This window comes from Nonomuraea basaltis, from assembly GCF_005893125.1.
Classification (GTDB): Bacteria; Actinomycetota; Actinomycetes; order Streptosporangiales; family Streptosporangiaceae; genus Nonomuraea; species Nonomuraea basaltis.
In genome coordinates this window covers 1-9,603 of record NZ_VCJS01000341.1, presented here as the reverse complement: position 1 = coordinate 9,603, position 9,603 = coordinate 1, and the positions used below count along the sequence as shown (strand labels likewise).

Genomic DNA, 9,603 nt, shown 5'->3' with positions numbered 1-9,603 from the left:
TGCGTCCTTGGGCTCCGTGCGTGCCACCGCGGTGTCCTCCAGGTCGATCTCCGTCGATGCCTGGATCACAGTACTCATCAGGTGCGTTCTCCTTGATCAGGAGTTACACCGAAAACCGTACAGTCCCGTTCTCACCGCTTAACGACGCGGCCTTGCCTCTTGCAAACGCAAGTAAGAGTTCAATCTCTCTTCGAGAGGAGGCAATGACGGCCGTCACCCCGGTGAGGCGTTGGCGGGGGTGCTGATGGTGGACGTTGGCGAACGGGATGGCCCAACTGCCGGATGCACGTTGGGTGCATCCGGCAGCGGGGGCTTCGCAGTCGCGTCAGGTGCGACGAATCGGTACGGTGACCGGTCGGTCGCTCAGTCTGTCGGTTGGCGGGGGCCGGGCGGATTGCCTTCGCCCGGCACTTCGATGCCTGGGCACCTGGTGCCCTTGGCCGGAACCTTGAGGTTGATGAGATAGTCGTCGATCAGGTCATTGATGCATTTGCTCGGGCCGAAGGCGGCGGTCTTCGGGTAGATGGTGTGCCCGAAGCCTTCGTAGGTGACGAGGGTTGATCCACTTTGCTTGGCGGCGTTCTGGGACCACGGGTACACGGCCATGAAGTCGTTGACGGTGCCGATCATGACCAGCGGTGGAGCACCCTTGACCGTCAAAGGGACCTGGGGGTTGGTGGTCTTGCCCTTGTAGCCCACACAGTCCAACACGCCCTCGGTGGCGTTGGCGTTCCACTCGACAATGGGGAACTTCCTGGCCAGTCTGGCGAGGTTGCTTTTGAACTCGGCGTAGTTCTTGACCCGGAAGTTCCAGTCCTGGCAGTACATCGCCTGGCGGGAGTGATTCACGACCGCGGGCGTTTTCGGCGCCGGTGGCGGCGTGGGCGACCCCGACGAAACGGTGCCGTCGTGGAGGTTCTTGAATCTGGTGGCGACGACCTTCCAGAATTCGGGGAGGTTGACGCCCGTGGCCATCTCGTTCAGCTTGACGGAGTCCATGGGTTTGCCGTCCAGGCCGCGCAGGGTTCCGTTCTTGGCCCTCTTGCGCAGCTCAGCGTAGATCTTCCTGGTGTCTTTGCCGTACAGGGCGCAGTCGGAGGTTTCGTCGCACCAGTCGGCGAACTGGACGAAGTTGTTCTCCATCGCCGCGGTCTCGTCAGCGACGAAGTCCCAGAGAGAGGTGGCGCTGTGATCGACGTTGGCGTCATTGACGGTCGCCCGGACGTGCTGGGGGAACATCGCGGCGTATTGCTGGCCCATCATAGTCCCGTACGAATATCCGACCTGGGTGATCTTTTTCTCGCCGAGGGCCACCCTGATGGCGTCGATGTCCCGTACGACGTGCAGGTTGTCGACGTGGTCGTACAGCGGGCCGGTGAGCTTGCGGCAGTTCTGGCTGAGCTTCTCGTTGGCCCGCCGCAGGGCGCTGAAGTCAGCCTGGCTGCGGCCGGCCAGGGATCTGGCGGTCGCCACCTTCTGCACCAGCTTGCTGTCGCACTTGACCTGGGTGCTGTCGCCGACGCCGCGTGGGTCGAAGCCGATCACGTCGAAGCGCTCGCTCACGGCTTCGGTGAAGACATGCTCGCGGATCTTCACGTCGAACGTGCCGGGGACGCCGGGACCGCCGGGGTCCAGGAGGATGGAACCGATACGGGAGCCGGGCTTGGTGGCCTTGCGGCGGGCCAGGGCGATGTCGATGGTCTGGCCGCGGGGGCGGGAGTAGTCGAGCGGCACCTTGATGGTCGCGCACTCGACGTTCTTGTCGTTGGTGTCCTTACATGCCGTCCATCTGATCTTGCTTGATCGGGGCTCGCTTGTCCTGGACTCGGCGGCCGCCGGGGCGGCCGCCATCACAGCTGACGTCAGCGTCAGCGCGCACGCGATCAGGGCGGTGGCGAGCCGCTTTCTGTCCTTCGAGGCGCGACTCAGCGCGGGATTCCTCGGCAATCGCCGTGTCATGGTGCGATTGGTTTCTTCTTCCATGGGCGACAGGTGTATCGGGGCGACGGTTACAGCACCGTTTCGTCGGTCGCGCGCCCCCATGGCCGGCCCTGCTGCAGATGCGCGCTCGATAGGCTCCCCGTGTGCCGGACACCTCTTCTGGATACCGCAGCCGCAACTCCACCACCGATCGGGCGCCAGGTTCGAGTACAGCAACTCCGGGTTCGTCGTGCTGGGCGCGATCGTCGAGGCGAAGGCGCGGTGCTCGTATTTCGACTACGTCCGCGAGCACGTCTTCGACCCCGCGGGCATGCGCTCCAGCGGCTTCCCCACCTTCGACGAACTCGACGAGGAAGCCGTCGGATACACCAACTTCACCGCCCTGGGAGCCGTCGCCGGGCCCAGGCGGCCGCACGACGACACCCTGCCCAGGCGGGGATGCGCACCTGGCGGCGGCTACTGCAGCGCCGAGGACCTGGCCAGGTTCGGCGACGCCCTGATGCGGGACACGCTGGTCGGCGCCGACGTCAAGGCCGCGCTGCTCGAGGTGCGGGGCAACGACTGGTCAGGGCGTCCCGGCGGCACGCCGTACGCCCATGTTTTTCAGGTGGAGAGTGAGCAAGGCGTGCTGAACTACGGCCACGGCGGCGGCGGGCCCGGCATCTCAGCGTTCATGGACGTCTTTCCCGACCAGGGGCTCACGCTCGTCGCGCTGTCCAACTACGACGCGGGTGCGAGGATGATCCGTCGGGAGCTGAGGCGCATCTTCTGGCCCGCCGCATGAGTCAGCGGCGCGGGTTTGATGCCGTGACTCCGGTGACATCCGAGGAGTTCGTGTGGTGGCCCTGTCCTGGGCTGGGGTGACTGGCGGGGAAGGTGACGGTGATGGTCAGGCCGCCCTCGGGCCTGGCGCTGGTGGTGACGGTGGCGTCGTGGGCGGTTGCGATGGCCTGCACGATGGACAGGCCGAGGCCGAGCCTCTCGCCGAGTTCCGTGCGGGTGCCGGCGAGCCGCTGGAAGGGCTGGAAGAGCTGGTCGATGGCGTCCGGCGGGACGAGGGGACCGGTGTTGGCGATGGTGAGGACGGCGTGACCGTCTGCAGTCCCGGTGGTGATCTCCACGCGACCGTGGGGTGTGTTGTGCAGGATCGCGTTATCGACGAGGTTGGTGACCAGGCGTTCGGCGAGCGGCCGGTGACCCGTCGCCAGGGCGGCGGAGATCGAAGGTCGGATCGTCACGGTCCGGTAGTCCGCTTCCGCGCGGCGGGTGTCGATGATCTCGCGGGTGAGCTGTGCCAGGTCGAAGGGGTTGCGGACCTCGATGCCGGCGTGGCCGCGGGTCAGGGTGAGGAGCGCCTCGATGAGCCGTTCCTGCTGAGTGCCGGCGGCGAGGATGCGTTCGTGAGCCGTTCGCAGGGACTCCATGGTGGCGTTGGGGTCGGACAGCGCGACCTGGCCAAGGGCACGCTGGCGGGTCAGGGGCGTGCGCAGTTCGTGGGAGGCGTTGGCGACGAACTGGCGCTGGGCCTGGAAGGATGCCTCGAGCCTGCTGAGGAGTCCGTCGAAGGTGTCGCCCAGTTCCTTGAGCTCGTCGCCGGGGCCGTCGATGGCCAGGCGCTGGTGCAGGTTGGTGGCCGAGATGTCGCGGGCGGCGCTGGTGATCTTCCGCAGCCGGATCAGGATACGGCCGGCCACGATCCAGCCCAACACGATGGAGATCACCGACATGAGGGCGAGCGCGATCCCGGAATTGATGAGCAGCTGCTGCAGGACGTCGGATTTCTGACGTTCGATGGTCTGCTGCATCTGGGCGGAGAGGATCTCGAGGTAGCGCGCCTGGCCAGGCTCTGGGGCAGGCGTTCGAGGATCGAGGCCGCCTGGGGCGGGAATGAAGCTTGCGGCCCGGGTGGGCGGGCCGTCGACGGCGTGCCGGACCAGAAGGTAGGTGATCGTCAGCAGAGCGGTGCCGGAGATGAGGAAGAGGGCGCCGTAGAGGAGGGTCAGCCGCAACCGGACGGTGCGTCGCGGCAGGTGGGGGAGGATCATGTGGCCGGTGAGCCGGGCGATGACAGGCATGGGTTGCTCAGATCCGGTATCCGCGCCTGGCCACGGTCTCGATGACCTGGGGATCCCCGAGCTTGGTCCGTAGCCGGCTGATGGTGACCTTCACGGTGTTCGTGAACGGGTCGGCGGCCTCGTCCCATACCCGTTCGAGCAGTTCCTCGGCCGAGACTGCCCGGCCATCGGAGGCCAGCAGCAGCTCCAGGACGCCGAACTCCTTGGGCGCGAGCTCCAGTTTCCGATCTCCTCGGCTGGCAGTGCGCCGCGCGGTGTCCACCACGAGGTCTCCATGGCGGAGCACCGGCGGCACGATCGGATGGGCCCGGCGCGCGAGCGCACCGATGCGCGCGACCAGCGCGGGGAAGTCGAACGGTTTGGGGAGGTAGTCGTCGGCTCCCAGGCCGAGCCCGTCTACCAGGTCCTCCGTCGTCGCCGCGGCGGTCAGCATCAGCACCCGGCTGCGGCAGCCGGCCCCGATCAGCTCGGCGCACACGATGTCGCCATGCATCCCTGGCAGGTCCCGGTCGAGGACGATCACGTCGTAGTCGTTGTGCAACGCGCGTTCGAGCCCACCAGGACCGTCGGTCGCCACGTCCACGGCCATCCGCGCCTGGCGCAGGCCTGTGGCCACCGTCTGTGCCGTCTCCTCATCGTCTTCCACCACGAGCACGCGCACGCGCCGTCCCCTCTTCGATTCCCCACACACGACCGTGCCCAGGCTGCCCGAGTCAGGGTTTCCGCAAGGTTACGCCTGCTCGGCTGTGCGTCTGGGCCGGCCGCAATACTGCTTCGCCCCGAGCGGGGCGGGACTTTTACATGCTAATCGAACGAAAAATCCCTCTTGTGGGGTGAAACCCTGCCGTAACCCCTGCCCTCATAGAAAGGGTCCCCTACCGAAGTCCAGCAGTTAATGGAGAACGACATGCAGAGCACCGCGGGCCGTCGCGCTGATCGAAATGCGGGCAGGAGCCGGCGGCCGCACCAGGCCGGCGCGATGGCCGTCCTGCTGACGGCGGTCACGCTGGTCGCCGGGGCCTGTTCCGGCGACGGCGAACCGGGCAAGACCGTGGCGTCCGTAACAGCCCAGGCCAGGTCGACATCCGCCGCCACCAGGAAGGCCGACCCTCTGGCCTTCGCCAAGTGCATGCGCGAGAACGGCCTGGCCGACTTCCCCGACCCGGAGCCGGGAAAAGGTCTCGCGTTCAAACCGGGTGGCTCTCTCGACCCCGATTCCCCGCAGTTCAAAACGGCGGAGAATAAGTGCAAGCGGTTCATGCCGGGCGACGGGCAGCAGATGTCACCGCCAGACAACTGGTCCTCGGCGGACCAGCTCAAGTACGCCGCGTGCATGCGTGAGAACGGTGTGTCGAAGTTCCCAGACCCCGACGCGAACGGCGGCTTCCCGGCTCTGATCAAGGGCGGTCCGGTCGATCCCGACTCGCCGCAGTTCAAGAAGGCGGAGGCGGCCTGCTCGCAGTACCAGCCGCAGAACATCACCAAGCGTGGCCCCGGGGACGGGTCGTGAGTGCTGCGCAGATCTCGTCGGACGACGTGGGTATGCGCCCGGCCGGGGGGAAACGCCGTCGGGGGCGCGGCCGGCTGGCAGCGCTCGTCGTGGCGATCCTGGTCGCGGCGGGTGTGGGGGTCGTCGTCACCGATCCGTTCGGCGTCCGGACGAAGGCCACGCCGATCCCGAGCGCCTCCTCGACGGGGCTGGCGCGGGTGACGAGGGGGACCTTGTCCGCCCGGACCCTGGAGAACGGGACGCTGGGCTATGCGGGTGACTACCAGGTGGTCAACAAAGCCGAGGGTACGGTCACCAGGCTGCCGGCCGTTGGCCAGGTGGTAGGTCAGGGCAGGGTGCTGTACCGGGTCGACGGCAAGCCTGTGGTCCTGCTGAGCGGCATCGTGCCGGTCTACCGGAACCTGTACTGGGGGATGGAGGGCGTCGATGTCCGGCAGCTGAACGCGGCGCTGGTCGCCCTGGGATATGCCACCAAGGACGAGCTCGACCCGGGTTCGGACTATTTCGGCCGGCAGACCTACTATGCCCTGGAGAAACTGCAGGACGACGTGGGCCTTGACGAGACGGGGCAGCTGACGCTCGGTCAGGCGGTGTTCGTGCCCGCCAAGCAGATCAGGATCACCAAGGTCGTCGAGGTGCGCGGTGGCTCGATGGTGGCCGGCGGGGTGATCCTGCATGCCTCCTCGACGACCCGGCAGGTCACCGTCACACTGAGCGCGAGTCAGCAGTCCGACGTGGCGGTCGGCGACAAGGTGACCATCTCGCTGCCGAACGGCCGGACTGCCCCCGGTGTGGTGTCGGAGGTGGGCAAGGTGGCGACGAAATCGGACGACAGCACGACCATCGACGTGCGGATCACGCCATCGAAGCCGAAGCAGACCGGACGGCTGGATCAGGCGCCGGTGCAGGTGTCCATCGTGACCGACACGGTCAAGAACGTGCTGTCGGTGCCGGTGAACGCGCTGCTGGCACTGGCCGGCGGTGGATACGCGGTTGAGGTCGTCGAGGCCGGAGGCGCGCATCGCCTGATCCCGGTGAAGCCGGGCCTGTTCGACGGCAGCGCGGGCAAGGTCGAGGTCACCGGTGATGGGCTGGCGGACGGTCAGAGCATCGTGGTGCCGGCCTCATGACAGCCGTGGACGCGCAAACGTGGATGGCCCGTGATCAGCCCGCCGGTGAGCCGGTCCTGCAACTGGACGAGGTGACCAAGATCTACCCAGGGGCGACGCCGGTGCGGGCGCTGGACAGGGCCAATTTCACCGTCCGTCAGGGCGAGCTGGTGGCGATCGTGGGCCCATCGGGGTCGGGCAAGTCGACGTTGCTGCAGGTGATGGGCACCCTGGACCGCCCCACGTCAGGCACGGTGCGGATCGTCGGCGACGACGTCGCCACGATGTCGGACCGGGCTCTGGCGGGACTGCGGGCCGCCCGGATCGGGTTCGTCTTCCAGCAGTTCTTCCTGGCTGAGCACGCCACCGCCCTGGAGAACGTCGCCGACGGGATGCTGTATTCGGGCGTCAGACATGGTGCGCGGATGGAGGCGGCGGCCGCGGCGCTGGCCCGGGTCGGGCTCGGCCACCGGGTCGACCACCGCCCGTCGCAACTGTCGGGCGGCGAACGGCAGCGGGTCGCGATCGCCCGGGCCCTGGTCGGCGGCCCGGCGATCGTGCTGGCCGACGAGCCCACCGGCAACCTCGACAGCGTCTCAGGAGCTGCGATCTTCACGCTGCTGACCGAGCTCAACGCCGAGGGCGCCACCATCATCATGATCACCCATGACCGCGAGCTGGCCAATCGACTGCCACGCCGCATCGAGGTCCTGGACGGGCGCATCGTCGCCGACGTCACCTCATCAGAAAGGCGGCTTCCATGACCTCCACGGCTTCCGTCCCGGGGCGGCTGCATCCGGCCGACCTGGCCAGGACCGCTGTCGTGGGGCTGCGCACCCGGCGGATGCGGGCCGCCCTGTCGGCGCTGGGCATCGCCATCGGGGTGGCGGCGATGGTGGCGGTGATGGGTTTGTCCGCATCGTCCCAGGCTGGCCTGCTGGCCGAGATTGACAAGCTAGGCACCAACCTGCTGACGATCGCTCCGGGCCAGACCATGGGGGGCTCGGACGCCAAGCTCCCCTACGACGCCCCGGCGATGATCGCCCGGATCGGCCCGGTCGAAACGGTGCAGCACACCGGCAAGACCAAAGCCGATGCCTTTCGCAACCCGTACATCCCGAGCATCAACACCAACGCTCTGACGGTCAACGCCGCGAGCCTGGACCTACCCGCCGCGGTGCGCGCGACCGTCGCTCAGGGCAGGTATCTCAACGCCGCCACCGCCGAGCAGCCGGTCGCCGTGCTCGGCTCGGCCGCCGCCGGCCGCCTGGGTATCGCCCGGATCCACCCGGGCGCGCGCATCTGGGTCGGCGGGCAGTGGTTCTACGTTGCGGGGATCCTCGATCCCGCGGCTCTGGCGCCCGAGATCGACTCCTCGGTGCTGATCGGCTACCCGGCCGCGCGGAAGTACCTGCACTTCGACGGGCACCCCTCCACGGTTTACGTGCGCGCCCAGACCGACCAGGTCGAAGCCGTCCAGAAGGTGCTGGCGGCCACCGCCAACCCGGAGCATGCCGGGGAGGTCAGTGTCAGCCGGCCCTCAGCTGCTCTGGTGGCGCGCGCCGCGGCCCGGTCCGCGCTCAATGGCCTGTTCCTGGGGCTTGGCGCGGTGGCCCTGCTCGTCGGCGGCATCGGCGTCGCCAACACCATGGTCATCTCCGTCCTGGAACGCCGCTCCGAGATCGGCTTGCGGCGCTCTCTCGGTGCTACCAGGGGCCACATTCGGCTGCAGTTTCTGTCTGAGGCGATCCTGCTTGCCGCCCTCGGTGGCGCCGCCGGGGTGGCGATGGGAGCGATCGCCACAGCGATCTACGCTGCGGTCAAGGGCTGGGCCACGGTGATTCCGCCGCTCGCCTGGTTGGGTGGACTCGGGGCCGCCATCGCGATCGGCGCCATCGCTGGCCTGCTCCCCGCCCTCCGCGCGGCCCGCATGCAACCCACCGAAGCCCTCAGAACCGTCTGAACATGGCGAACCTGTGGGTGCCGGGAACTCGGCGAGCGGATTGACCTGCGGGTTTGCGGCTCGTGTTCTGGCTAGCATGATCGCGATTCATGGGGTTGCGTCTGCTCTACCTGACCTTCGTCCGGGTCGCGGGTTGGCTGGTGCTCCTGGGCCGGCTGAAGAGGGCCGCCAGTCCCGCGGAGTGGCTCATCGTCGCCGAAATGCTTGCGAATCGATGCCGCCAGGCGCAGCAGACCATCCACATCCAGGGCGTCGACCCGGCCGAGGTTCATCAAGATGTCCGGTTTAACCCTGCCGTCGACCCGACGATTATGGGCGAGCGCGACATACCGCACAATCGACCCATCAGCGTTGCTGCGCCGGGTGAACCGCAAGTACATGACTACAGAGAATCACGTCAATCAAGCTCAGTGTAGTCGCTTCCGCGAAGTCGTGTTACGACGTTTTCGAGCTCGCGACCCTTGATCGCACCGCGTCCGACGCTTCTACCTGCAGAATCATCCCACCAACTGATCGCGTGTGCCCACGAACTGCGGAACGCGGGGTTGAGGGCAACTGAGCAGGTCATGGCAAATTCACGGGTGCGGGCCCGCACGGAGGCCCGGAGAGTGCTCAGGTGCTGGTGGAAGGCATGCTTCCTGTTCTGATCCAGGTTGAGCGGAAGGCCCAGTTGAGCGATCAGCTCGGACTCGGCGACCCAGGGTTCAGGGCGCGCCGGCCAACACACCCGCGCACTGGGCCCTTTTGATCTCCGTACAGCAACGTCCACAGCGCCCGCCATCCAAGCAGCCTGACTCCAGGCCGCTCATCTGAACCCCATCCCCCATCACCGGACGGGGTTCGCTGCCGCCTGCCCGGCTGAGGTGCAGTTTCGTCTCAGCCCCAGCGAATGGTGACCAAGGGTCAGCGGACTCCGGAAAGCATGCCGGCGACCGCCCGAGCGGCAGTGTGTACGTCGTTACCAAGTTCAGCAGGCAGAACACCTTGCAGCCACAGGGTGGCAAA

General features: G+C 67.3%; 9 protein-coding genes and 1 pseudogene. 5 read left to right on the top strand and 5 right to left on the bottom strand.

Annotation, left to right across the window (positions count from 1 at the left end; translation table 11 throughout):
* Window positions 1-363 precede the first annotated feature (363 nt).
* Entirely contained in the window at window positions 364-1,959 is a 1,596-nt protein-coding gene (locus tag EJK15_RS64300) for an alpha/beta hydrolase (protein ID WP_171075327.1), read from the bottom strand.
* Window positions 1,960-2,041: 82 nt separating this feature from the next.
* On the opposite strand from EJK15_RS64300, the gene EJK15_RS64295 reads away from it, so the two are divergent.
* Entirely contained in the window at window positions 2,042-2,725 is a 684-nt protein-coding gene (locus EJK15_RS64295; protein WP_171075326.1) for a serine hydrolase domain-containing protein, read from the top strand.
* A 1-nt stretch (window position 2,726) separates the two neighbouring features.
* On the opposite strand, the gene EJK15_RS64290 is transcribed toward EJK15_RS64295, so the two are convergent.
* Entirely contained in the window at window positions 2,727-4,016 is a 1,290-nt protein-coding gene (locus tag EJK15_RS64290; RefSeq protein WP_206062147.1) for a sensor histidine kinase, read from the bottom strand.
* A gap of 7 nt (window positions 4,017-4,023) precedes the next feature.
* Entirely contained in the window at window positions 4,024-4,677 is a 654-nt protein-coding gene (locus EJK15_RS64285; protein ID WP_138720091.1) for a response regulator transcription factor, read from the bottom strand.
* Window positions 4,678-4,923: 246 nt separating this feature from the next.
* On the opposite strand from EJK15_RS64285, the gene EJK15_RS64280 reads away from it, so the two are divergent.
* From EJK15_RS64280 to EJK15_RS64265, 4 genes are read left to right on the top strand one after another with little or no spacing between them, the layout of a single operon-like run.
* The gene (locus tag EJK15_RS64280) at window positions 4,924-5,526 is read left to right on the top strand and encodes a hypothetical protein (RefSeq protein WP_138720090.1); all 603 of its coding nucleotides are present in this window, start codon (window positions 4,924-4,926) and stop codon (window positions 5,524-5,526) included.
* Complete coding sequence (locus EJK15_RS64275; RefSeq protein ID WP_138720089.1) at window positions 5,523-6,656, top strand: peptidoglycan-binding protein; 1,134 nt, start codon at window positions 5,523-5,525, stop codon at window positions 6,654-6,656. The genes EJK15_RS64280 and EJK15_RS64275 overlap by 4 nt, the downstream gene beginning before the upstream one ends.
* The gene (locus EJK15_RS64270) at window positions 6,653-7,399 is read left to right on the top strand and encodes an ABC transporter ATP-binding protein (protein WP_240778023.1); all 747 of its coding nucleotides are present in this window, start codon (window positions 6,653-6,655) and stop codon (window positions 7,397-7,399) included. Before EJK15_RS64275 ends, EJK15_RS64270 begins: the two co-directional genes overlap by 4 nt.
* Before the next feature lie 59 nt (window positions 7,400-7,458).
* The gene (locus EJK15_RS64265) at window positions 7,459-8,598 is read left to right on the top strand and encodes an ABC transporter permease (RefSeq protein ID WP_240778022.1); all 1,140 of its coding nucleotides are present in this window, start codon (window positions 7,459-7,461) and stop codon (window positions 8,596-8,598) included.
* A gap of 194 nt (window positions 8,599-8,792) precedes the next feature.
* Here EJK15_RS64265 and EJK15_RS78265 read toward each other — a convergent pair.
* A pseudogene (locus EJK15_RS78265) lies at window positions 8,793-8,978 on the bottom strand (IS1634 family transposase); the annotation flags it as partial.
* A gap of 17 nt (window positions 8,979-8,995) precedes the next feature.
* Window positions 8,996-9,379 (bottom strand): GIY-YIG nuclease family protein, encoded by a 384-nt coding sequence (locus tag EJK15_RS78260; RefSeq protein WP_420847182.1) that lies wholly within the window; start codon window positions 9,377-9,379, stop codon window positions 8,996-8,998.
* Between the last annotated feature and the right edge of the window lie 224 nt (window positions 9,380-9,603).